This is a genomic window from Sporosarcina sp. USHLN248 (genome assembly GCF_037144575.1).
GTDB lineage: Bacteria > Bacillota > Bacilli > Bacillales_A > Planococcaceae > Sporosarcina > Sporosarcina contaminans.
The window spans coordinates 31,102-56,636 of the sequence record NZ_JBBCZC010000010.1; the positions used below are offsets into that span (position 1 = coordinate 31,102).

Sequence of the window (25,535 nt, forward strand, 5' to 3'; positions counted from 1 at the left end):
GATAATCGAAAAATGGGGGAGAAATTTTACTCCCCCATTTCCCTGACTATATGTCGTTTATTCTGCACCGACTGCTGAAGCTTCTTCCTCTTCACGTTCCATTTCGATATGGCGGTAACGCTGCATACCTGTTCCAGCTGGAACTAACTTCCCGATAATGACGTTTTCTTTCAGACCTAATAATTCGTCTGTTTTGCCTTTGATGGCTGCGTCAGTTAGGACACGAGTCGTTTCTTGGAATGAAGCTGCAGATAGGAATGATTCAGTTTCAAGCGATGCTTTCGTAATACCGAGTATAACCGGACGTGAAGTCGCAGGAACCTTGCCCTCTTTCAATACAGTTTCATTCGCTTCTGAGAATTGGTGAATATCGAGCAGGGATCCTGGTAGAAGATCTGTGTCTCCCGCTTCGATGACACGGACTTTACGAAGCATTTGGCGAACCATAACTTCGACGTGTTTATCACCGATTTCTACACCTTGCATACGGTATACTTTTTGAACTTCTTTCAGTAAGTATTCTTGAACCGTAGCAACGTCTTTAACGATAATCAATTCTTTCGGGTCTACCGAACCTTCTGTAATATTGTCTCCACGATCAATTTCATCGCCAACTTGAACTTTTAGGCGAGCATTGTATGGTGCCAAATATTTTCGAGTTTCGACTTCGCCTTGAATTGTAATTTCTTTTTGCCCTTCTCGAATTTCATCGATGTCGGACACAGTACCTTTAATTTCGGAGATGACTGCCTGACCTTTCGGATTACGCGCTTCGAAAATCTCTTGAATACGCGGAAGACCGGAAGTGATATCGTCTCCTGCAACACCGCCGGTATGGAATGTACGCATCGTCAGCTGTGTACCTGGTTCACCGATTGATTGAGCGGCGATAATACCGACTGCTTCGCCAACTTCAACCGCTTCACCAGTAGCCAAGTTGATGCCGTAGCATTTTTTACATACGCCGTGTTTTGTATTACATGTAAACGCCGAGCGGATCGTCGCTTTTTCGATTCCCGCATCAACGACTGCCCGAGCTAAATCAGCAGTAATTAAAGCATCTTTCTCAACGATGACTTCCTTCGTTTCTGGATGACGAATCGTCTTCTTCGCATGGCGTCCTTCAATTCGCTCTTCCAATGTTTCGATGATTTCAGAGCCTTCCGTAAGCGCCGTAATTTCAAGGCCGCGATCTGTTCCACAATCATCTTCACGAACGATGACATCTTGTGCAACGTCAACGAGACGGCGTGTCAAGTAACCTGAGTCGGCAGTTTTCAGAGCTGTATCCGCGAGACCTTTACGAGCACCGTGAGTGGAGATGAAATATTCCAATACGGTTAACCCTTCACGGAACGATGATTTGATCGGCAACTCAATAATACGTCCAGCCGGGTTGGCCATCAATCCACGCATCCCTGCTAACTGTGTAAAGTTAGACGCATTACCCCGGGCTCCGGAATCACTCATCATATAGATCGGGTTCGTATTTTCCAAGGAATCCATCAGTTTGTCTTGAATGATATCTTTCGCATTACTCCAATAAGAAATGACACGATCATAACGCTCTTCTTCCGTAATTAAACCACGACGGAATTGTTGCGTAACCTTATCAACTTTATCTTGAGCCTCTTGGAGAATCTCATCTTTGTTCGGAAGAACGACAATGTCGGAAATTCCGACTGTAATGCCCGCTCTTGTCGAATATTTGAAGCCAAGATTTTTCATGCGGTCCAGCATTTTGGAAGTTTCCGTAATGTGGAATCTCTTAAAGATTTCCGCGATAATATTACCAAGAATTTTCTTCTTGAACGGAAGTACCAATTCGGCTTGCTCAAGATGTTCTTTAATATTTACTGTACCTTCAACGAAGTATTTATCTGGCGTTTCCATTTGTAAGTTATGATCTGTCGGTTCGTTAATGTACGGGAATGTTTCCGGCAAGATTTCATTGAAAATAAGTTTACCTACTGTCGTTAAGAGCAATTTACGGTTTTGCTCTTCCGTAAATGTCGGGTTGTTCAATGAGCCTGCTTGAATCGCGATGCGGGAATGCAAGTGGACATGCCCGTTCTGATACGCGATCAACGCTTCGTTCATATCGCTGAATACCGTACCTTCACCGATAGCGCCTTTACGTTCCAATGTGAGATAGTAGTTACCTAAAACCATATCCTGAGAAGGCGTAACAACCGGCTTACCATCTTTCGGGTTCAAGATGTTTTGTGCTGCAAGCATTAACAGACGTGCTTCCGCTTGCGCTTCTGCTGATAAAGGAACGTGAACCGCCATTTGGTCACCGTCAAAGTCGGCATTGTAAGCCGTACATACTAACGGGTGAAGCTGGATGGCGCGGCCTTCTACCAACATCGGCTCGAAAGCTTGGATCCCTAATCTGTGAAGCGTAGGGGCGCGGTTCAATAGAACAGGATGTTCTTTTATGACATCTTCAAGGACGTCCCATACTTCCGAATGAAGTCTTTCAATTTTCCGCTTAGCACTTTTAATGTTATGCGCAAGTCCGCGCTCAACAAGCTCTTTCATGACGAAAGGCTTGAAAAGCTCAATTGCCATTTCTTTCGGCAACCCACATTGATACATTTTCAAATTCGGTCCTACGACGATTACCGAACGACCTGAATAGTCGACCCGTTTACCCAATAAGTTTTGACGGAAACGACCTTGTTTCCCTTTCAACATATGGGAGAGGGATTTTAACGGGCGGTTACCCGGTCCTGTTACTGGGCGTCCACGTCTGCCATTGTCAACAAGGGCATCTACCGCTTCTTGAAGCATACGCTTCTCGTTTTGAACGATAATTCCCGGCGCTCCAAGATCAAGCAGTCTTTTCAGACGGTTGTTCCGGTTAATCACTCTACGGTAAAGGTCATTCAAGTCAGATGTTGCAAAACGACCGCCGTCCAATTGAACCATGGGACGCAATTCAGGAGGGATGACAGGTAGTACTTCAAGTACCATCCACTCAGGACGGTTGCCTGAATTCCGGAAAGACTCGACAACTTCCAAGCGTCTGATCGCACGAGTACGACGTTGTCCTTGAACAGTTTTCAGCTCTTCCTTCAATGCTTCTGTTTCCTTATCCAAATCGATTGCCATTAAAAGCTGTTCGATTGCTTCAGCGCCCATTAGCGCTTGAAATTTAGAGCCATACTTTTCACGGTAAAGTCGATATTCCTTTTCTGAAAGAAGTTGCTTTCTTTCCAAAGGCGTATCTGCCGGATCAATTACGACATAAGATGCAAAATAGATAATCTCTTCCAAGGCACGAGGCGTCATATCTAAAATGAGACCCATACGGCTCGGAATTCCTTTGAAATACCAAATATGTGTTACCGGAGCCGCCAATTCAATATGGCCCATTCGTTCCCGGCGGACTTTTTGACGCGTAACTTCTACTCCGCAACGGTCACAAACTACACCTTTGTAGCGAACTCGTTTGTACTTACCGCAATGGCACTCCCAGTCTTTAGTAGGTCCGAAGATCCGTTCACAGAACAGTCCATCCTTCTCCGGCTTCAATGTACGGTAGTTGATTGTTTCAGGCTTTTTCACTTCTCCATATGACCAAGAACGAATCTTATCCGGTGAAGCGAGTCCGATTTTCATATACTCAAAATTGTTTACATCTATCAAGGAGCCTACCTCCCTCTAATCTTATCTCCGCGATGGCTTCAATTTTATCGTTAAAAGAAGGGTCCCCAAGCCGAAACACGGGGTTGGGACCCTATTCAATTGCACAAGTCAATCATACGTATCTATTCAAAAATTACTGCTGCTATTTTTTTGAGCTTCAAAAGGCTAAACGCCTATCGAGGCTAAGCGGTGTTCTTCGCTTTTGGTTCGTCCAGACTTCAAGGGGCAGCGACTAGGAAACTTCAATCCCCCTCCCTGCGATAAGTCAACATCGGATCGCTGCGCTTACCGTGTTTCCTTTATCTCGTACGAGGGATCTCCAGTTTCTACGTCGCTTAACGCCCCTTTCCGCTTTTGATTACGTCCAGACTCCGAACGCCAGCCTCTCGGGTCGTTTGGGCCTGCACGATGCAGGTCATGCAGTCGTTGTCACAGGACGCGACGATTTTAGACTGCCTTCCTTTCATAAGGCAGAGAGCGCCTTATGTTCAAGCCCTCCAACGCCTGTCGAGGCTAAACGGCGTTCTTCGCTTTTGATTATACTGGTTGGTCTTCTGTCATTAGGTTTAGTGCGTCAGTTGGTTGCATGTCGTCGTCTTCGTCCAAGTCGCGCATTTCGATTTCCTCGAAATCCTCAGTGAGCATTTTCACATCCAAGCCTAAGCTTTGAAGTTCTTTGATTAATACTTTGAAGGATTCAGGAACGCCAGGTTGCGGTACACTTTGGCCTTTGACAATTGCTTCGTATGTTTTCACACGGCCGACTACGTCATCCGACTTCACTGTAAGAATTTCTTGCAATGTATAGGCAGCACCATACGCTTCAAGTGCCCAAACTTCCATCTCACCGAAACGCTGTCCTCCAAATTGAGCTTTACCACCCAACGGTTGTTGTGTAACGAGTGAGTAAGGACCTGTGGAACGCGCGTGCAATTTATCGTCAACCATGTGGGCAAGCTTGATAAGGTACATGACACCAACTGAAACTCGGTTGTCGAATGGTTCGCCAGTGCGTCCATCATAAAGAACCGTTTTACCGTCTCTATTCATGCCCGCTTCTTCCATTGTTTCCCACACATCTTCTTCGTTTGCACCATCGAAAACAGGGGTTGCCATATGGACACCTAAGTTGCGAGCAGCCATTCCTAAGTGCATTTCCAATACCTGTCCGATGTTCATCCGAGAAGGTACGCCTAATGGATTCAACATGACATCGATCGGTGTGCCATCCGGTAAGTAAGGCATATCCGCTTCAGGAAGTATGCGGGAGATAACCCCTTTGTTACCGTGACGCCCTGCCATCTTGTCCCCTACAGATATCTTTCTCTTCTGAACGATATACGCACGAACCAATTGGTTGACGCCAGGAGGCAATTCATCTCCATCTTCACGGTTAAATACTTTTACATCCAAGACGATACCGCCAGCGCCGTGTGGTACACGTAAAGACGTATCCCGCACTTCGCGAGCTTTTTCACCGAAAATCGCATGCAATAGACGCTCTTCCGCAGTCAATTCAGTAACCCCTTTAGGTGTCACTTTCCCGACAAGGATGTCGCCATCTCTTACTTCAGCACCGATACGGATAATGCCTCGATCATCCAAGTTGCGAAGCGCTTCTTCACCGACGTTCGGAATGTCTCTCGTAATTTCTTCAGGCCCTAATTTTGTATCGCGGGCTTCGGATTCATATTCTTCAATATGAATAGAAGTGAAGACATCATCTTTCACAAGTCTTTCACTCATGATGATCGCGTCCTCATAGTTATAACCATCCCATGTCATGAATGCAGTAAGGACATTTCGGCCCAATGCCAATTCACCATTGTCCATTGAAGGACCATCCGCAATAATATCACGTGGTTTTACACGATCTCCGACACGGACGATCGGACGTTGGTTGTAGCATGTTCCTTGGTTCGAACGAATAAAATTCTCAAGCTTGTAAACCGTCAAGTCGCCTTTCACTTCTTTGCCATCGACTGTTTCAATACGACGAATGCGAATTTCTTTCGCTTCAACATGCTCAACAATCCCATGGAATTTAGCTAAGACAGCAGCACCTGAGTCGCGTGCAGATACGTGTTCCATACCTGTACCGACGAACGGAGCTTCTGGGTTCAACAACGGCACCGCTTGACGTTGCATGTTCGCTCCCATCAATGCACGGTTGGAGTCGTCATTTTCAAGGAAAGGAATACAAGCTGTCGCCGCAGAAACTACCTGTTTAGGAGATACGTCCATGTAGTCGATCTGTTCGCGCTTAAATACTGTATTATCCCCTTGGAAACGCCCTACTACTTCAGGATTAACATAAGAGCCATCTTCGTTCAAAGGAGCGTTCGCTTGTGCAACGATATAGTTGTCTTCAATATCAGCTGTCAAATAATCAATTTGGTCTGTCACACGGTTCGTTTCAGGATCTACCTTCCGATAAGGCGTCTCGATGAAGCCAAACTTGTTGACGCGTGCAAATGTAGAGAGTGAATTGATTAGCCCGATGTTCGGACCTTCCGGTGTTTCGATTGGACACATACGCCCATAGTGGGAATAGTGAACATCTCGCACTTCCATCCCTGCTCGTTCCCTTGTCAAACCACCAGGCCCAAGGGCAGATAAACGACGTTTGTGCGTCAATTCTGCTAATGGGTTCGTCTGATCCATGAACTGGGATAGCTGGGAGCTTCCAAAGAATTCTTTGATCGAAGCGATAACCGGACGGATATTAATCAATTGTTGGGGAACAATCGATTGTGTATCGTTAATTGACATCCGCTCTTTTACAACACGTTCCATACGGGAAAGCCCGATACGGAATTGGTTTTGCAGTAATTCACCGACAGAGCGCAAACGACGATTACCCAAGTGGTCAATATCATCCGTGTTTCCAACGCCATGTAGCAAGTTGAAGAAATAGCTAATTGAAGCCACGATGTCAGCTGGTGTCACATGCTTGATAGCTTCGTCGATATTCGCATTGGATATGACATTAATTACCTGCTTCTCTTCGCTTTTCGGAGCATAAATTTTGACCGTTTGAATCGTAATATCCTCGTCCAAGACACCGCCCACATGGGAAATTTCCTGAACGCCTACTCCATTTTCAAAGTAAGGCAATAAACGATCCAAAGTTCTACGATCAATCAACTGATCCTTCTCAACAAGAATTTCTCCTGTCTCCGGATCAACCAACGTTTCAGCAACGATTTGGTTGAACAGACGGTTTTGAAGGTGAAGTTTTTTATTCATCTTATAACGGCCTACGTTTGCCAAATCATATCTTTTTGGGTCGAAGAAACGGGAGTATAAAAGGCTTTTCGCGCTATCCAAAGTAGGTGGCTCACCTGGACGCAGGCGCTCATAAATTTCAAGCAATGCTTTTTCCGAGTTTTCCGTGTTATCTTTTTCTAACGTATTGCGCAAATACTCGTTATCACCAATCAACTCAATAATTTCTTGGTCGCTCGAGAATCCAAGCGCGCGCAATAACACAGTAATTGGCAGCTTACGCGTACGGTCGATGCGCACATGCACAACATCTTTTGCATCCGTTTCGTATTCAAGCCAAGCACCACGGTTCGGTATTACAGTAGCAGCAAAGCCACGTTTACCGTTTTTATCTGTCTTATCGTTAAAATAGACGCTCGGGGAACGTACTAATTGGGATACGATTACCCTTTCCGCACCATTGATGATGAAAGTTCCGTTCTCAGTCATAAGCGGGAAGTCACCCATGAAAACGTCCTGCTCTTTCACTTCTTCAGTTTCCTTGTTGTGCAAGCGTACTTTCACCCGGAGTGGTGCTGCATACGTAACATCGCGCTCCTTCGATTCATCAACAGGGTATTTCGGCTCACCAAGTTGATAATCGATAAATTCCAAAGATAGATTCCCCGTAAAGTCTTGAATAGGGGAAATATCGCGGAACATTTCACGCAGACCTTCTTCCAAGAACCACTCATAAGATGCCGTCTGAATCTCAATCAAGTTCGGCAATTCAAGAACTTCATTGATTCGCGCAAAACTTCTGCGCTGACGGTGTTGACCATACTGAACTAAATGACCTGTCAACTCTTTCACCCCTCAAACAATATTAGTCCTTTGCGAAATCATAAAAATAGTGTATGATATCGAAAAAACAAAAAGAAAACGAGTTCCGGCAAGAGCTCATTTTCGGTTTCACAATCTTTTATCCATCGCCAGCATGCCCTAACAATTCAAAATTTATGCAAAAGGGCACACGACCGCATTATAATATTTGCATTTTCCAATGCTATCATACCATCAGCCTATAGTCAAGACTTTTTACTCTTTACTATAAAGTAGCCTTTCTTTTTTGCAACAGTTTCCACGTTGCCGAAAAGTTCCTCCAGCCGGTTCATCGTCGAAGGAGCACCTTGTTTCTTTTGAATGACGACCCACAGCTCTCCACCCTTTGCCAATTTCGAAAATGCACCTTCGTAAATGTTGAACACCGTCTCTTTTCCTGCCCGGATTGGCGGATTTGTTAAAACAGCGGCAAATCCATCTCTCGTTACAGCAGAAAGCGCATCGCTTGGATAAATTTCCACATTTTCTGCGCCATTTCTTTCGGCATTACGTTTTGCTAACGATAACGCTCTTTCGTTCACATCTACCATATGGACATTCCGATTCGGAAAAGAAACGGCGATCGATAACCCGATCGGGCCATATCCGCAGCCGACATCTAATAACGGACCATCGACATCAGGCAAGCAAAAAGATTCCGCTAGAAGACGAGAGCCAAAGTCAACATCACCTTTACTAAATACGCCTGCGTCTGTTTCGAAATGAAACTGCTTATTTCGGATCGTCGCACTCCACTCTTTCGGATCGCTCTTTACCGAGGGGTTTTTCGAGTAGTAATGTTCAGACATAATCATTCTCCTTCCTCACCGAAAGGCTAGCCAATTTAAAACTAAAAACTACACACTGTTGCATTTTAACGAATTTCTCACTATACACGTTTGTTTTCATCCAGACTCTGCCGGTATAAAAAAACGAAGAAAAGCCCGTCCTTTTCGACGAGCTTTTCTTCACTATTTCAAATTACTTAAGTTCGATAGCTGCGCCAACTTCTTCAAGTTTAGCTTTCATTTCTTCAGCTTCTTCTTTAGAAACGCCTTCTTTAATTGCTTTTGGAGCGTTATCAACTACTTCTTTCGCTTCTTTCAAGCCAAGGCCAGTGATTTCGCGAACAACTTTGATAACTTTAATTTTTTGGTCTCCAGCAGAAGCAAGAACCACTTCGAATTCTGTTTGTTCTGCAGCAGCTTCACCAGCACCTGCACCGCCAACCATTGCAACAGGAGCTGCAGCAGTTACGCCGAATTCTTCTTCGATTGCTTTTACAAGGTCATTCAATTCAAGAACTGTCATTTCTTTAATCGCGTCAAGGATTTGTTCTTTAGTCATTATATTTTCCTCCTAAATAGGTTTTTTCGGGTTTAACCCGTATATTTTCGTTCACGCCACAAACTTAAGCGCCTTGTTCCTCTTTTTGCTCTGCAACTGCTTTTGTCGCAAGCGCGAAGTTGCGCATTGGAGCTTGCAGTACGCTGAGTAGCATAGAAAGAAGTCCTTCGCGGGATGGAAGATCAGCCAATGCTTTCACTTCTTCAACCGATGCGATTGTACCTTCAATCACGCCTGCTTTAATTTCAAGTTGTTCGTTATTTTTAGCAAATTCGTTAAGGATTTTTGCAGGAGCAACAACATCTTCTTCAGAAAATGCGATTGCGTTTGGTCCTGTCAAGTGTTCGTTCAATCCTTCAAGTCCAGCAGCTTCAGCTGCACGGCGAGTCATAGAGTTTTTGTAAACTTTAAAATCGATGCCCGCTTCACGAAGTTGTTTACGAAGCTCTGTCACTTGGCTGACGTTAAGACCGCGATAGTCAACAACGACAACAGAAACAGCTGATTTCAACTTGCCTGAAATCTCTTCAACGACCGCTTGTTTAGCTTCAATAATTTTGCTCATCTTGACACCTCCTATAAGATTTGGGTCACTTATACCGATATGAAAAGCCCTCATGTCATACAAAAGTAGACATGAGGGCTGAAAAGTCGTCATCTTTAATAAAAGAGCGTCTTGTCCTCGGCAGGAAATTAAGCGAAGTACGCACCTGCTGTCTACGGTACAAATGAGTGATTATACAACAAACGAATCTTACTATATGAAAATCAGTTTGTCAATGGTTTTATTTAATTACAACAGATGTTGGATCGATTTTCACTGCAGGACCCATAGTAGTTGTAATGTTTACAGACTTCATATAAGTTCCTTTTGCAGCAGCAGGTTTCGCTTTTTGAATTGTTTCAAAAACAGTCAAGAAGTTCTCTTCAAGCTTTTCGTTATCGAAAGATGCTTTGCCGATAGGAGCGTGGATGATACCAGCTTTATCTGCACGATATTCAACTTTACCTGCTTTGATTTCTTCAACAGCTTTCGCAACATCAAATGTTACAGTACCTGTTTTAGGGTTCGGCATAAGGCCTTTCGGTCCTAATACACGACCGATTTTACCAACTTCACCCATCATGTCAGGAGTTGCAACGATTACGTCAAATTCGAACCAACCTTGTTGGATTTTATTGATGTACTCCGCGTCGCCAACGTAGTCTGCACCAGCAGCTTCCGCTTCTTTTAATTTTTCGCCTTTAGCGAAAACTAATACGCGTTGAGTTTTACCAGTACCGTTTGGAAGCACGACTGCCCCACGGATTTGCTGATCGTTTTTACGAGTGTCAATACCAAGACGGAATGCAACTTCCACAGTAGCGTCAAAGTTTACTGTACTTGTTTTTTTCGCAAGCTCGATCGCTTCTTTTACATCATATGCTTTTGTGCGATCTACAAGCTTCGCCGCTTCAGTGAATTTTTTACCTCTTTTAACCATTATAAATTTCCTCCTCGTTTGTGGTTTTAACGGATTGAACCTCCCACGAATAAGGGTTGCGTGTTCGATGAACAAGCGCAACCCCCACTACAAAGAAACATCGCGATATGGAAAATCAGTCTTCGATCGTGATTCCCATACTGCGTGCAGTACCTTCAACCATTGCCATCGCCGCTTCGACTGACGCCGCGTTTAGATCCTGCATCTTTTGTTCTGCAATTTCGCGAACTTTATCACGTTTTACAGTAGCAACTTTCTTCTTGTTCGGCTCACCAGAACCTTTTTGAAGATTCGCTGCAACCTTCAGCAATACTGCTGCTGGTGGTGTTTTTGTAATGAATGTGAATGAACGGTCCTCGAATACAGTTATTTCAACAGGGATGATTAAGCCTGCTTGATCTGCTGTACGTGCGTTGAAATCTTTACAGAATCCCATGATGTTGACACCTGCTTGACCAAGAGCCGGTCCAACTGGTGGAGCTGGATTCGCTTTACCTGCTGGGATTTGCAATTTAACAATCTTCGTTACTTTTTTAGCCACGAGACACACCTCCTTAAGTCCGTGATGTGGTAATTGGGTCGCCCCTCCCACTCAATATGTGCCTGCCGGTTTCTGCCGGTAGAATTGGTTAATCCGTCCAGACTATTCTGTTGACAGTCTGACCTTTGAAATGATACCACTTTTATGCATGTCTTGCAAGTAGGAATCCCTTATAATTTTTCAACTTGTTCAAAGTCAAGTTCCATAATTGTTTCTCTTCCGAACATGTCGACAGAAACTTTCACCTTGCCTTTGTCCGCATCGATTTCTTCCACTTTTCCTTGGAAATGAGCAAATGGCCCTTCTAAAACTTGAATCATTTCGCCTAACTCATAATCTACTTCTGTTTTACGCTCTTTCATGCCCATTTGCTTAAGGATGAATTCGACCTCTTCCGGCAATAGCGGAGTCGGTTTCGCGCCGCCGCCAGACGAACCGATGAACCCAGTGACACCAGGTGTATTCCGGACAACGTACCAAGAATCATCTGTCATGACCAATTCTACAAGGACATAGCCCGGGAAAGTCTTTTTCATAACAGTTTTTTTCTTGCCATCTTTAATATCCGTTTCTTGCTCCTCAGGTATGACAACACGGAATATTTTATCTTGCATGCCCATCGTTTCAACACGTTTTTCCAAGTTGGCTTTTACTTTGTTTTCATAGCCAGAATACGTATGGACAACGTACCAATTTTTCTCCATCTCCATAATGACGAGGACTAGACGTCCGTCCCTCCTATTCGTTTGAAATTACGGCACAAACAGCCGAACACTCAATCTTCAGCAAGTATGGCCCGATCCCGACAATTACATTTTTTAAAAATGAAAAAACCCGTTCATACAACAGACGGGATATTTTTCAACAAAAGATATTCATGCTCACTAATTATAACGCAAGATACCATTCCATTACTTCTGAAATGCCCAAGTCGACAAGACCGAAATAAATAGCCATGAAAACAACCGTCGTAATAACGACAATCGTATAACGTGTCAATTGTTTACGTTTTGGCCAGCTAACTTTCCTCATTTCAGAGACGACATCTTTTAAAAATCCGGTTATCTTACCCATGTAATCGTTAACCTCCGAATAATAAATATATTGCTGCCGTGAACTACTATGCCTTTTGAAAGCATAAGAAATATAATCCGCTTTTGCCTTTCTCGAAAGAAAGAATAGCGTTAAACTGTCTGTTTGTGTACTGTATGTGCATTGCAATGTTTGCAAAATTTCTTTACTGTAAGCCGGGTAGTCGGCTCGGCATTGCCAGCCGGAACAACATAATTCCGCGAACCGCATCGGTCGCAGCATAAGATTGTTTTTTTAGACATTTTACCACCCTTGTCTACAGATTCTGGACATTGTCTTGCTAAAGAGTAACACCTTACTACCATGCTGTCAACTTGATGGAAATCCATTGGAAGCTAACAAATATAGCTTTCTATTGCACAACATCCAACTGCATATGTCGCTCCAATTTACGCTTTATTCTCTGCAAGGCATTGTCGACCGATTTCACTTGGCGGTTCAGTTCATCGGAAATCTCCTGATAGGTTTGGCCCTGCAAATAGAGCGACAACACTTGTTTTTCGAGTCCACTTAACACTTTATTGATCTCTTCTTCCATCAAATTAAAATCTTCTTTATGAATCATCAAATCTTCCGGATCGTCAAGAACCGAACCCGCTATAACATCTAACAATGTCCGGTCCGACTCCTCATCGAAAACAGGCTTGTCCAGCGAAACTGACGTATTTAAAGGGATGTGTTTTTGCCGAGTCGCCGTCTTGATGGCCGTAATGATTTGCCTTGTAATACATAGTTCAGCAAAAACTTTGAAAGAACTTAAACGATCACCCTTGAAATCTCTGATTGCCTTGTAAAGTCCGATCATCCCCTCTTGAATGATATCTTCCCGATCTCCTCCCATCATGAAATATGATCGCGCTTTCATTTTAACAAAAGATTGATATTTTGTTATGAGGTAATCAAGTGCATCCGTACTACCATTTTGAATTAGAACAATAATCTCTTCATCGGACAGACAAGTATAATCCGACAAGTTCTCTAGAGCGTAAGTCTTCCCCACCAATTACTACACACCCCGATTCTTATTGCCGTTTCAAACAGTATACCGTATGGAATTTTTTTGCGTCAACAGCTCATTTCATTCCACGTCTCCACTTTTCGAAAATTTCCGCTACTTCATCCGACAGCGGAATCTTTGAAAAAGGGCGCTGATCTTGAATATCTTTTACTTTGTCCGTAATCAATTTATCGATTTCATCCATCTCAATTTTCAATTCTCTTGCAGATTTGCGGAGGGCACCTTGCGCGAAAATGACCCATTGCTCTGTCCGATCTGAAGTAGCGACGTGAATTTGCACTCGTCGCCCGCTTAATTCAGCGACTAATTTCTCAATCCGCTCATCAGCCGTTTCATTTTCACGCGTAAAGATGATCTCCAATTTATGTTTTGAATTTTTCCTTTCGATTCCGGGAACCAAATGCGCGTCAAATAGCACAATGACTCGCCATCCCGTATGCGCTTGGTATTCAGCCATTCGTTCAATGAGCCTGTCCCGCGCGTCCGCAAGCCTTTCTCGTTTCAACTTACGCAGTTCAGGCCAAGCGCCGATCACATTGTAACCGTCGACTAACAAAATATCTTTTTTCATCGTCACGGCTGTTCAGGCGAACGCTTGCGTAACACTTCATACATCAAAATGGAAGCAGCTACAGAAGCGTTCAAGGAAGTAACATGTCCTACCATCGGCAAATGGTAGAGAAAATCGCATTTCTCTTTCAAAATACGCGACATCCCTTTCCCTTCGCTCCCGATAATAATAGCGAGCGGCAAAGTCGCGTCCATTGAACGATAGTCCTGTGATCCCGCTGCATCTGTTCCGGCAATCCAAACATTTCTCTTTTTTAATTCATCTACAGTTTGAGAAAGATTATTGACACGCACGACAGGGATATGCTCAATCGCACCGGTAGAAGCTTTCGCCACTACTCCAGTCAAACCAACTGAGCGCCGCTTTGGAATGATGACGCCGTGCGCGCCGACTGCATCAGCAGTACGTAGAATGGATCCTAAGTTATGAGGGTCTTCCAATTCATCCAAAATGATGAAGAACGGATCTTCCTCCCGGTTTTCCGCTATCGCAAATAAATCATCAAGCTCTGCATAGCTGTATGCTGCTACCGATGCGATAATCCCTTGGTGATTGACATCTAACATTCCGTCCAATTTTTGCTTCGGAACCGGCTGGACAATGATTCCCGACTTCTTGGCAAGCGACAAAATTTCACCGATGCTTTTTTTATTCAATCCTTCGGCAATGAAGATCTTATTCAATTCCCTGCCCGAGCGGAGTGCTTCTACGACTGGGTTCTTTCCGCCAATCAATTCTGTTTCTTGCATGCTGCCGCCTCCTCTTTCGGTCCTTCCACCAATTTCACCGTTTCCCGAATCACTTCATTGACACGGTCATATCTTTCCAATAAAAATAAATAGCCAATTACCGCTTCAAATCCTGAGCTTTGATTGTAAGTAACCACATCCGTATTTTTCGGAACAGTGCCAGACTTCGCATTCCGTCCGCGGCGCAGAACGGCCTGCTCTTCCTCGGTCAAAAATCCGGTTTCCTGCATTCTTTTGACCGAGGCAGCTTGTGCTTTCGCAGACACGTACTTCGTCGCCTCTCTATGCAATACGTTTGGCTTCACGCGCCCGGAACGAAGAAGATGTTCGCGGATCGCCTGTTCATATACAGCATCTCCCATATAAGCGAGCGCTAATGCATTTAATTGCTTCACATCTGCGGGTCTCAGTTGATACACGTTGCTCATCCCCTTTTCCACCTTGTGCCTTGTGCGGTATCTTCCAAAAGGATGCCTTGCGCCTTCAACTTATCACGAATTTCATCTGCCCGGGCAAAGTTGCGCTCTCTTCTTGCCGTTAATCTTTCCTCGATCAAAGCCTCAACTTCCTCATCCAATATACTTTCTTCAAGAAGCGGAATTCCTAACACCGTCATGAGCTGATCAAACAAAGTAATGAAATGTTCTAAAACAACTGTTTCCGTATTCTTTTCCAATAAATACATATTCGACAGCTTCACTAATTCAAAGATCGCCGCAATGCCGTTAGCTGTGTTAAAATCATCGTCCATCGCTTCCTCGAACTGACGAACAATTTCATCCGCTTTATAGATCCAAATATCCTTCTGATCTCCTAAGTTCGCAGAGGAGCTCAACCGATGCTTTACATTATTATAAGCCGTCTCAATACGCTCTAACCCATTCGCCGCACTTTCAACAAGCTCCTGCGAAAAATTCACAGGGTGACGGTAATGGACAGATAGCATGAAGAAACGAAGTACTTTCGGATCAATCTTTTTACGGATATCATGGACTAAAATGAAATTCCCGAGTGATTTTGACATTTTTTCATTATCAATATTAATATAGCCATTATGCATCCAATAACGAGCGAACGGTTCGCCTGTCATCGCTTCCGATTGCGCAATTTCATTTTCATGATGCGGGAATGTCAAATCTTGCCCGCCCGCATGAATATCGATCGTATCGCCCAAATGCTCGCGTGCCATGACCGAGCACTCAATATGCCACCCAGGACGGCCAGGGCCCCATGGACTATCCCAAGATATTTCTCCTTCTTTCGCCGACTTCCATAGCGCAAAGTCTAAAGCATTTTCTTTAATGTCGCTTTCCTCAATCCGGGCGCCGACTTTCAATTCGTCGATTGATTGATGGGAAAGCTTGCCATATCCTTCAAACTTCCTTGTCCGGTAATATACATCTCCAGACGACTCGTATGCGTACCCCTTATTGATGAGCACTTGGACGAAAGCGATAATATCATCGATATGCTCCGTCACTCGCGGATGGGCATCCGCTTTGCTGCATCCTAAAGCAGTGACATCTTCGAAGTAAGCATTGATGAACCGCTCTGTCAGCTCTCCAACTTCCTCGCCTAATTCATTAGCTGTTTTTATAATTTTATCATCCACATCTGTAAAGTTGGAAACAAATTTCACGTCATAGCCTCTATATTCGAGATATCTGCGCACCATATCAAATACGATAACTGGTCTCGCATTCCCAATATGAATGTAGTTATATACGGTAGGTCCGCAAACGTACATTTTCACCTTGCCTTCCTCTAAAGGAATGAAAGGCTCCTTTTTCCTCGTCAATGTGTTATATATTTGTATACTCATCTTTTTCTCCCTCTTTCTTTTCCAATTGAGCAAGACGTTGCTTCAACTGCATAATCTCATTTTCAAGGCGATTGCAAGTATCGGCAACAGGATCAGGCATCTTATGATGATCCAATCTATCCTTAACGCGGACACCATTCATCATGACCACTTTCCCCGGGATTCCAACGACCGTTGAATCTGCCGGTACATCCTTCAACACGACTGATCCTGCACCGATTTTACTGTTTTCTCCAATCGTAATCGATCCTAATACTTTTGCACCTGAAGCAACTAACACATTATTATGCAACGTAGGATGGCGTTTTCCTTTTTCCTTCCCTGTTCCTCCTAATGTGACACCTTGGTAGAGCGTTACATCATCACCGATTTCACAAGTTTCCCCGATGACAATACCCATTCCGTGGTCAATGAAGAGACGCCTACCAATCCGCGCTCCCGGATGGATTTCAATGCCAGTCAAAAAGCGGCCTACTTGCGAAATCACCCTTGCGATGAACAATAATTTTCTTTTATAAAACCAATGTGCAATCCGATGCAGCCAAACCGCATGCAATCCTGAATACGTCAATATCACTTCAATTGAACTTCTCGCCGCAGGGTCCTGTTCAAAAACGCATCGTATATCTTCCTTCATCCGACGGAACACTTGCCTTCCTCCTTTATTAACTGATGAAATACGCATAAAGCAGCCCAAAAGCGCATAAAAGCCCAACTATGATCCATAAATGCCGGCCTCATGTGCACACAGTCTATCAAAAGCGCATAAGCACCTTCCTAAGCGCATATCGCTCTCCAAACAAGCATAAGCACCGCTTTACACGTCTTCAAAGCAAAGCAATAAAAAACGCCTCTGTCCATAAATAGACAGAGACGCAAAAATGCGCGGTTCCACTCCACTTGAAAAGGCTTCTGCCTTTCCCGCTTAAGGCCGCTAACGCCGGCAAGACGTCTATGCCTACTATGATTCGGCACAGCGCTCAAAGGGGCATTTCCAAATCGCAGAGGCACGGATCACTTTCAGCCGGTGATGATCCTCTCTAATGAGCATGCAATCTGTACTTCTCCTTCTCAATGCTTTCGTTCAATATAGATGTATGTCAATTTTACATAGAATGTTTAAAATGTCAACTACATTACGCTTTTGCGAATTTCGCAACCCGCTCAATTGTTTTTTCCTTGCCGATCAAAGCGATGGAATCCGGTAATTCCGGACCGTGCGCTTGCCCAGTCGTTACGACACGAATCGGCATGAATAGGTTTTTCCCTTTATGACCCGTCTCTTTTTGCACTTCTTTAATTACCGCTTTAATTGCCGCTGGCTCAAATGTTTCAAGCGCCTTCAATTGACGTTCGAAAGAAGCCATCACTTCAGGAACTTGCTCTCCGGAGAGAATTTCCTTGGATTGTTCATCATATTCAATATCATCGTTGAAGAATTGGGCTGTCAATTCGACAATTTCTGCACCATAGCTTAATTGCGCTTGGTACAGGGCGATCAAGTCATGAACCCATTTGCGTTCCTCTTCGGTCATTTCCTGATTGACACGGCCAGCTGCCTGAAGATGCGGCAATGTCAGATCAATTACCTCATCCAAGCTCAATTTCTTCACATATTGGTTGTTCATCCAAGTCAGTTTTTGCTTGTCAAACATAGAAGGCGACTTCGATAAACGACTTTCATCGAACATCTCGATCAACTGTTCACGTGAGAAGATTTCCTCTTCCCCACCTGGAGACCAGCCTAACAGCGCAAAGAAGTTGAACATTGCATCTGGCAAATAGCCTAACTCTTTATATTGTGAAATGAATTGAATAATTGATTCGTCACGCTTCGAAAGTTTTTTACGATCTTCATTGACAATTAACGTCATATGACCGTAACGAGGAGATTCCCATCCGAACACATCGTAAACCATCAGTTGCTTTGGCGTGTTTGTCAAATGTTCTTCACCACGGAAAACATGGGATATTTTCATTAAATGGTCATCGACAACAACAGCAAAGTTGTACGTAGGGATACCATTTGCTTTCACAAGAACCCAGTCGCCAATATCTTTCGATTCAAAGGAAACAGAGCCGCGCACAAGATCATCGACTTCATATGTTACATTCTCAGGTACTCTCATGCGGATCGTATACGGCATGCCTGCCGCTTCCTTCTCCGCAACTTCTTCAGCAGTCAAATTACGGCATGTACCTGCGTACATCGGCGCTGCCACTCCTGCAGCTTTTTGTCTTTCACGTTCCGCTTCCAATTCTTCAGAAGTACAGAAGCATTTATACGCATGGCCTTTCTCCAACATTTCTTGCGCATACTTTGTATATAATTCAAGTCTTTCCATTTGACGATACGGACCGTATTCGCCGCCAACGTCAACAGACTCATCGTGTTCGATGCCTAACCATTTCAAGTTATCCAGCTGTGATAATTCGCCAGCCTCAATATTTCTTTCCGTATCCGTATCTTCAATACGGACGATGAATTTGCCGCCGTGATGACGTGCAAACAAATAGTTGAATAAAGCCGTCCGTGCACCGCCAATATGTAAATGGCCGGTCGGGCTCGGCGCATAGCGTACGCGTACTTCAGTTGTCATATTCGTGCATCTCCGTTCTTATTTGATTCAGTGTCATTTTAACACTGCTTCATTCAATTTGAAAGAACTCAATCTTTCATGAGAAGAATCGTCGCCATAGAAGCGATTCCTTCTCCACGCCCAGTGAATCCCAATTTCTCCGTCGTTGTCGCTTTTACATTCACTTGGGACACGTCTGCCTTCAATAGCTCGGCAATTCTCGAACGAATCGCATCAATATGTGGCGCCATTTTCGGTTTTTGGGCAATAATCGTACAATCAATATTGCCTAAACGATATCCTTTCTCTTCTACAAGCGCCCATATTTTCTCCAATAAAACCGCAGAATCCGCATCCTTGAATGCAGCATCCGTATCCGGGAAATGCCTGCCAATATCTCCTTCACCGATTGCCCCAAGTGCCGCATCCGTCACTGTATGCAATAAAACATCCGCATCTGAATGGCCTGTCAGCCCTTTCTCGTACGGAATCGTAACTCCCCCAATAATTAAAGGGCGCCCTTCCTCAAACTGATGTACATCAAACCCTTGCCCAATACGGATCATCATCATTTCCTCCTACCGACCTTGCCTCAATAGCGCTTCGCCAAACACTATGTCTTCTTTCGTCGTCATTTTCACATTTTCATACGTACCTTCAACAATTCGCACAGAGTAGCCTAAACGTTCAACAATCATCGATTCGTCTGTGCCTAAAAATCCTTCGGCCTCCGCTTTATCGGAAGCTTCCTTCAATATAGCATAACGGAATGCCTGCGGTGTTTGGATTGACCAAAGTTTCGAACGCTCAACGGTTTCCGCAACCATTCCATCTTCAACAATCTTTATCGTATCCTTTACCGGAACACCGGCAACAGCCGCTCCATGCACGCTCGCAACTTCAACCAATTTGCCGATGACTTCATGTTCAATAAAAGGCCGAGCCGCGTCATGAACAAGAACAACGCCATTACCCTCATATGCTCGCAGGCAGGCAGCTACGCTCTGTTGTCGCTCGTTGCCACCTTCGACAAGAGCCACCACTTTCGATATGCTAAACCGATTAAGCATCGATTCAATCACTGTCCGTTCTGATTCCTTTATCGACAGAATGATGTTTGAACAGGAGGCATCATTTTCAAAAACCTCAAGCGTATGAATCAATATCGGCTTGCCATCCAATTTAAGAAAAAGCTTGTTCATACCGGCGCCCATGCGCTGCCCACTTCCTGCAGCAGGTATCATAACTGTATAACGTTCCATCTTCAAATCCTCATCTTTCTTGCCAACCAATTGACTTCGGTCTAATCGGACCGGATTTTCCTATTACATTCGACCGGATAATATCAGTTCGCTTTGGCGCTTTTCCCGTTTTTAGGCTTTGCAAAAATCATGCGGCCAGCAGAAGTTTGCAAGACACTTGTTACAACGACGTCAATGGATTGGCCAATTTGTGATCTTCCATCTTCAATGACAATCATCGTCCCATCTTCCAAATAAGCGACGCCCTGATTGTATTCCTTGCCATCCTTAATGACAGCCACATGCATTTCCTCACCTGGAATGACGACAGGCTTCACAGCATTCGCCAAATCGTTAATATTTAACACGGATACCCCATGCAAATCAGCGACTTTATTCAAATTGAAATCATTTGTCACGACAAGGCCATTCATTTGCTTTGCTAAGCGGACCAATTTTAAATCCACTTCTGCGACATCGTTAAAATCCACATCTGTAATCAAAATATTCGGACCGTCATCTGTTTGTAGACGCTTTAGCACATCCAGACCTCGTCTCCCTTTCGTCCTTTTCAATGTATCCGATGAGTCGGCGATATGCTGCAACTCTGTTAAAACGAATTGAGGAACAACGAGCAGACCTTCTAAAAAACCTGTTGCGGCAATGTCCGCAATTCTGCCGTCAATAATGACACTTGTATCAAGTATTTTATTCATTTTCGATTGGGGGCCGCGAGCAGACGCATCACTTGCCTCTTTCTTTTTAGGCGTATTGCTTCTCATCGCCAAGACAGCATGAAGAAATTCTTCTCTCTTTTTAAATCCAACTTGGAAACCAAGGTACCCTAATAAGATGGAGAGCAGGACGGGCAGAACAGATGTAATGAATCCAATTTCCACACTGCTCAGACCAAAGCTGACGAGAAAAGCGACACTTAAACCTACAATCAGACCAATTGTTCCAAACAGCAAATCGAAAATAGGGGTCTTCAATAGCCGGTCTTCCATCCACTTAATGAAATTTACAATAGGATCCGTAACTACAAGACCAATGAGAGATAGTAAAACAGCACCCAAAGTTGCGGCAACATACGGATTGTCGATCACCGGCTTCGAGGTAAATGAAGATAAAGAAAATAAATGCGGTAAAAATAAAACACCAAGCGTTCCACCAATGAGGATCAATCCGATCTGAACCACTCTTTTCAACATGTACAACACCTCCTTATCTTACTTTTAACTATACATGTTTTCCATTTTTTCCGCCGTTCAGAACCTTCCTACAATACATTTTTCATTCTTTATTAGGAGCGTTTTAAAATAAATGAAGTTCCGAAGTAGGAGAAAAAGAAGGACATCGGAACTGCTTTTCCAACAGTTCCGTGAACTTTTACTGTCCAAACGCAACTTGCATCGCATCTTTAATTGTTTCGACGCCTACAACTTGAATCCCTGCCGGATAATCCCACCCTCCAAGATTCGAAGACGGGATAATGGCGCGCTCAAACCCCAATTTTGCCGCTTCTGTCACCCGTTGTTCTATGCGAGAAACACGGCGCACCTCGCCGGTGAGCCCCACCTCTCCGATAAAACAATCGGAAATCCCTACGGACGCATCCCGATAACTCGAAACGATGCTCATTAACACTGCTAAGTCAATCGCAGGCTCATCTAATTTAACGCCGCCAGCGACTTTTATATAAGCATCCTGCGCCTGCAAAAGCATGCCCATACGCTTTTCCAAGACAGCCATTAATAATGAAACTCGGTTTTGATCAAGCCCTGTCGCCATGCGCTTCGGATAATTGAAGCTCGACGGTGTGACAAGTGCTTGAATTTCGACCAAGATAGGCCTCGTACCTTCCATAGACGCGACAACAGTCGATCCCGCCCCTCCTTGTGAACGCTCTCTAAGAAACAGTTCAGAAGGGTTTAACACTTCTTTCAGCCCGGATTGCAGCATTTCAAAAATAGCAATCTCATTCGTTGAGCCAAATCTATTTTTGACACTTCGCAAAATCCTATACGTATGATGGCGTTCTCCTTCAAAATAGAGGACCGTGTCAACCATATGTTCAAGTAAACGAGGACCGGCAATCTGGCCATCTTTCGTTACATGTCCAACAATGAAGATTGCGATGTTCTGCGTTTTTGCAATCCGCATAAGTTCTGCTGTACACTCGCGTACTTGCGACACACTCCCAGGAGCTGAAGTGACCTCTGGATGATGGATCGTTTGAATGGAATCTGCAATAACAAATTGTGGCTTCACATCGTTAATCGTTTCATGGATTTTTGATAAATCCGTTTCGGCGTAAATAAATAGTTCATCTGATTTAACGCCCAATCGTTCTGCTCTCAGCTTCGTCTGCCGAATCGATTCTTCACCAGAAATATAGAGGACGCGCTGTTTTTTATTGGCAAGCAATGAAGACACTTGCAGCAACAAAGTCGATTTACCTATGCCCGGATCACCGCCGATTAAAACAAGTGAACCAGGAACGATCCCACCGCCTAATACGCGGTTCAACTCATCAAGATCAGTTTCTACGCGCGGCTCCTCCACCGTTTCAATTGCACTAATCGGCATTGCCTTGCTTTGAATTGTTTCCGTATGCTGAAATGCTCCACGCGGCCCTTTCTGTACAAATTCAACTTCTTCATCCATCGTATTCCATTCCCCGCAGCCCGGACATCTGCCCATCCATTTCGGAGATTCGTAACCGCAATCCCGGCACATGAACTTCACTTTTTTCTTCGCCATAAAATCCTCCATATATGAAAAAGATAGCCCTTCTTTGTAGAAATCATTCTACAGAAGGGCCATTCTATTTTCATTATTTCTCCGTCGCAACCATTTTTTCAGTTTTTACAACAAATTGATTATCTTCTACATCGACAATCACTTTGCCACCCATTAAGTCTTTGCCTTTCAACAACTCTTCTGATAAGCGGTCTTCAACATGCTTTTGGAGAGCTCTGCGCAATGGGCGTGCCCCGTATTCAGGGTCGTAGCCTTCATCCGCAATTTTGTTTTTCGCCTCATCCGTTAGGACGAGTTCAATATCTTGCTCAGCAAGACGTTTTGTTAACTCATCGGACATTAACGTAACAATTTCACGCAATTGTTCTTTTTCCAATGAGTGGAATACGATCATTTCGTCTACACGATTCAAGAACTCCGGACGGAATGCCTTTTTAAGAGCATCCAACATACTCTTCTTCATATCATCATAATCTCTTTCGCCGTCTTGCAAATTAAAGCCGACATAGCGGTTTTTCTTCAATGTTTCTGCTCCAACGTTTGATGTCATAATGACAACCGTATTCCGGAAATCTACTGTACGGCCTTTCGAATCGGTCAAACGACCATCCTCAAGCACTTGAAGAAGGATATTGAAAACATCGGGATGTGCTTTTTCAATTTCATCCAACAAGACGACCGAGTACGGTTTCCTGCGAACTTTTTCTGTTAGCTGTCCACCCTCGTCATAACCTACATATCCCGGTGGAGATCCGACCAAACGTGAAGTTGCATGTTTTTCCATGTACTCGGACATATCGATACGAATCATCGCGTCTTCATCGCCAAACATCGATTCAGCCAACGCTCTGGCCAACTCGGTTTTACCGACACCTGTAGGACCTAAGAAGATGAAGGAGCCGATCGGACGTTTTGGATCTTTCAACCCTGCACGCGCTCTTCGGATCGCACGAGAAATCGCTGTCACTGCTTCTTTCTGCCCGATGACGCGTTCATGCAAATGCTCTTCCATATTCAATAACTTCGCAGACTCGGTCTCCGCAATCTTTGCAACCGGTATGCCGGTCCACATCGCTACAACTTCGGCAATGTCATTCACAGTCACTTCAGACTCTTTCTTGCCTTGTTTTTCTTTCCATTCTGTTTTCGTTCTTTCGAGCTCGTCTTTCATCTTTTGCTCTTTGTCTCGGAATGATGCTGCTTTTTCAAACTCTTGACTTTGTACCGCTGCATTCTTTTCATGTCGAATCGCTTCTAATTTCGCTTCCAACTCTTTTAAATCCGGCGGAGTCGTGTAGGAGCGCAAGCGCACTTTTGAACCCGCCTCATCAATCAAGTCAATTGCTTTGTCTGGCAAGAAACGATCTGAAATATATCTGTCTGACATTTTCGCTGCCGCTTCAATTGCCTCATCCGTAATTTTTACGCGATGATGCGCTTCATAACGGTCACGCAAGCCGTTGATAATTTGAATCGTTTCATCCACAGTTGGCTCATCAACTTGGATCGGCTGGAATCTTCTTTCAAGCGCAGCATCTTTCTCGATATATTTGCGGTATTCATCGAGCGTTGTGGCACCGATGCATTGCAGTTCACCGCGGGCAAGTGACGGCTTCAAAATATTCGATGCATCGATAGCGCCTTCCGCTCCACCAGCACCAATCAACGTATGCAACTCGTCTATGAATAAAATGATATTGCCCGCCTGACGGATTTCTTCCATCACTTTCTTCATGCGGTCTTCAAATTCTCCACGATATTTTGTTCCCGCGACAACAGTTCCCATATCCAATGTCATGACACGTTTGTCACGCAAAATTTCAGGAACTTCATTATTAACAATTTGTTGCGCGAGCCCTTCTGCAATAGCCGTCTTACCTACACCCGGCTCACCGATTAGTACCGGATTGTTTTTCGTCCGTCTTGCCAACACTTCGATCACACGTGTAATTTCTTTGCTACGACCGATGACCGGATCCAACGTTCCTTCACGGGCCACTTCTGTTAAATCGCGGGCCAAGCTGTCCAAAGTCGGCGTTGACGCAGATGAAGAATTACTTTGCGTACCGACTGAGCTGTCATTATTTCCTAATAGCTGAAGTACTTGTTGTCTTGCGCGGTTCAAACTAACGCCGGCATTATTTAACACTCTTGCTGCCACGCCTTCTCCTTCACGGATCAACGCCAAAAGAATATGCTCCGTGCCGATATAGGAGTGACCTAATTTTCTAGACTCATCTACAGACAGTTCAATCACTTTTTTCGCTCTTGGCGTATAGTGTACAATCGGACCGACTTCTTTCGAACCGGAACCAACGAGGCTTTCTACTCCTTTTTCAATTGTTTCAAAGCTGACGTCAATCGCTTCGAGTGCTTTAGCAGCGATGCCACCGCCTTCACGAATCAATCCTAATAAAATATGTTCGGTACCGATGGATTCATGTTTTAATCGAATCGCTTCTTCTTGAGCTAATTGCAAAACTTTTTGCGCACGCTGCGTAAAACGATTAAACATCATATACGATCACTCCTCTTTATCAAATACCCTAATTAGGGTCGATTCTGACCTTCAAACTTCACATAAC

General features: G+C 44.2%; 22 protein-coding genes and 2 other annotated features. All 22 genes read right to left on the reverse strand.

Annotated features, from left to right (window positions below; all coding sequences use genetic code 11):
- Positions 1–57: 57 nt before the first annotated feature.
- Positions 58–3,654, reverse strand: coding sequence for a DNA-directed RNA polymerase subunit beta' (gene rpoC / locus WFH04_RS05850; RefSeq protein ID WP_336823127.1), 3,597 nt, complete (start codon positions 3,652–3,654; stop codon positions 58–60).
- Positions 3,655–4,191: 537 nt separating this feature from the next.
- Positions 4,192–7,734 carry a DNA-directed RNA polymerase subunit beta gene (gene rpoB, locus WFH04_RS05855; RefSeq protein ID WP_336823128.1) on the reverse strand — a complete coding sequence of 1,181 codons (3,543 nt, stop codon included), beginning with the start codon at positions 7,732–7,734 and terminating at the stop codon, positions 4,192–4,194.
- Positions 7,735–7,949: 215 nt separating this feature from the next.
- Positions 7,950–8,552, reverse strand: coding sequence for a class I SAM-dependent methyltransferase (locus tag WFH04_RS05860; protein WP_336823129.1), 603 nt, complete (start codon positions 8,550–8,552; stop codon positions 7,950–7,952).
- A 172-nt stretch (positions 8,553–8,724) separates the two neighbouring features.
- Positions 8,725–9,090 (reverse strand): 50S ribosomal protein L7/L12, encoded by a 366-nt coding sequence (gene rplL / locus WFH04_RS05865; protein WP_336823130.1) that lies wholly within the window; start codon positions 9,088–9,090, stop codon positions 8,725–8,727.
- A gap of 64 nt (positions 9,091–9,154) precedes the next feature.
- Entirely contained in the window at positions 9,155–9,655 is a 501-nt protein-coding gene (gene rplJ, locus WFH04_RS05870; RefSeq protein ID WP_336823131.1) for a 50S ribosomal protein L10, read from the reverse strand.
- A gap of 31 nt (positions 9,656–9,686) precedes the next feature.
- Positions 9,687–9,831: a sequence feature (ribosomal protein L10 leader region), on the reverse strand.
- Positions 9,832–9,875: 44 nt separating this feature from the next.
- Positions 9,876–10,574 (reverse strand): 50S ribosomal protein L1, encoded by a 699-nt coding sequence (gene rplA, locus WFH04_RS05875; RefSeq protein ID WP_336823132.1) that lies wholly within the window; start codon positions 10,572–10,574, stop codon positions 9,876–9,878.
- 115 nt (positions 10,575–10,689) lie between these two features.
- A complete protein-coding gene (gene rplK / locus WFH04_RS05880) occupies positions 10,690–11,115 on the reverse strand; it encodes a 50S ribosomal protein L11 (protein ID WP_060203386.1) in 426 nt (141 codons plus the stop codon).
- Between the two features lie 170 nt (positions 11,116–11,285).
- Positions 11,286–11,819 (reverse strand): transcription termination/antitermination protein NusG, encoded by a 534-nt coding sequence (gene nusG / locus WFH04_RS05885; RefSeq protein ID WP_336823133.1) that lies wholly within the window; start codon positions 11,817–11,819, stop codon positions 11,286–11,288.
- 184 nt (positions 11,820–12,003) lie between these two features.
- Positions 12,004–12,189: a preprotein translocase subunit SecE gene (gene secE, locus WFH04_RS05890; RefSeq protein WP_336823134.1), complete on the reverse strand. Its 186-nt coding sequence runs from the start codon at positions 12,187–12,189 to the stop codon at positions 12,004–12,006.
- 110 nt (positions 12,190–12,299) lie between these two features.
- Positions 12,300–12,449: a 50S ribosomal protein L33 gene (gene rpmG / locus WFH04_RS05895; protein ID WP_336823135.1), complete on the reverse strand. Its 150-nt coding sequence runs from the start codon at positions 12,447–12,449 to the stop codon at positions 12,300–12,302.
- 110 nt (positions 12,450–12,559) lie between these two features.
- The gene (sigH, locus tag WFH04_RS05900) at positions 12,560–13,207 is read right to left on the reverse strand and encodes an RNA polymerase sporulation sigma factor SigH (RefSeq protein WP_336823179.1); all 648 of its coding nucleotides are present in this window, start codon (positions 13,205–13,207) and stop codon (positions 12,560–12,562) included.
- 73 nt (positions 13,208–13,280) lie between these two features.
- Positions 13,281–13,796 carry an NYN domain-containing protein gene (locus WFH04_RS05905; protein ID WP_336823136.1) on the reverse strand — a complete coding sequence of 172 codons (516 nt, stop codon included), beginning with the start codon at positions 13,794–13,796 and terminating at the stop codon, positions 13,281–13,283.
- 2 nt (positions 13,797–13,798) lie between these two features.
- Positions 13,799–14,545, reverse strand: a complete 747-nt coding sequence (gene rlmB / locus WFH04_RS05910; RefSeq protein ID WP_336823137.1) for a 23S rRNA (guanosine(2251)-2'-O)-methyltransferase RlmB — start codon at positions 14,543–14,545, stop codon at positions 13,799–13,801.
- Positions 14,527–14,973, reverse strand: a complete 447-nt coding sequence (locus WFH04_RS05915) for a Mini-ribonuclease 3 (protein WP_336823138.1) — start codon at positions 14,971–14,973, stop codon at positions 14,527–14,529. Before WFH04_RS05915 ends, rlmB begins: the two co-directional genes overlap by 19 nt.
- Positions 14,970–16,367 carry a cysteine--tRNA ligase gene (cysS, locus tag WFH04_RS05920; RefSeq protein ID WP_336823139.1) on the reverse strand — a complete coding sequence of 466 codons (1,398 nt, stop codon included), beginning with the start codon at positions 16,365–16,367 and terminating at the stop codon, positions 14,970–14,972. Before cysS ends, WFH04_RS05915 begins: the two co-directional genes overlap by 4 nt.
- Positions 16,348–17,016 carry a serine O-acetyltransferase gene (cysE, locus tag WFH04_RS05925; protein ID WP_336823140.1) on the reverse strand — a complete coding sequence of 223 codons (669 nt, stop codon included), beginning with the start codon at positions 17,014–17,016 and terminating at the stop codon, positions 16,348–16,350. The genes cysS and cysE overlap by 20 nt, the downstream gene beginning before the upstream one ends.
- A 217-nt stretch (positions 17,017–17,233) precedes the next feature.
- Positions 17,234–17,451, reverse strand: a binding site (T-box leader).
- 52 nt (positions 17,452–17,503) lie between these two features.
- A complete protein-coding gene (gene gltX / locus WFH04_RS05930; protein WP_336823141.1) occupies positions 17,504–18,967 on the reverse strand; it encodes a glutamate--tRNA ligase in 1,464 nt (487 codons plus the stop codon).
- A gap of 68 nt (positions 18,968–19,035) precedes the next feature.
- Positions 19,036–19,512 (reverse strand): 2-C-methyl-D-erythritol 2,4-cyclodiphosphate synthase, encoded by a 477-nt coding sequence (gene ispF, locus WFH04_RS05935; RefSeq protein WP_336823142.1) that lies wholly within the window; start codon positions 19,510–19,512, stop codon positions 19,036–19,038.
- 12 nt (positions 19,513–19,524) lie between these two features.
- Entirely contained in the window at positions 19,525–20,208 is a 684-nt protein-coding gene (ispD, locus tag WFH04_RS05940) for a 2-C-methyl-D-erythritol 4-phosphate cytidylyltransferase (protein ID WP_336823143.1), read from the reverse strand.
- Positions 20,209–20,291: 83 nt separating this feature from the next.
- Positions 20,292–21,398, reverse strand: a complete 1,107-nt coding sequence (locus tag WFH04_RS05945) for a PIN/TRAM domain-containing protein (RefSeq protein WP_336823144.1) — start codon at positions 21,396–21,398, stop codon at positions 20,292–20,294.
- A gap of 178 nt (positions 21,399–21,576) precedes the next feature.
- Positions 21,577–22,950 (reverse strand): DNA repair protein RadA, encoded by a 1,374-nt coding sequence (gene radA / locus WFH04_RS05950; RefSeq protein ID WP_336823145.1) that lies wholly within the window; start codon positions 22,948–22,950, stop codon positions 21,577–21,579.
- A gap of 73 nt (positions 22,951–23,023) precedes the next feature.
- Positions 23,024–25,468, reverse strand: a complete 2,445-nt coding sequence (gene clpC, locus WFH04_RS05955) for an ATP-dependent protease ATP-binding subunit ClpC (protein WP_336823146.1) — start codon at positions 25,466–25,468, stop codon at positions 23,024–23,026.
- Between the last annotated feature and the right edge of the window lie 67 nt (positions 25,469–25,535).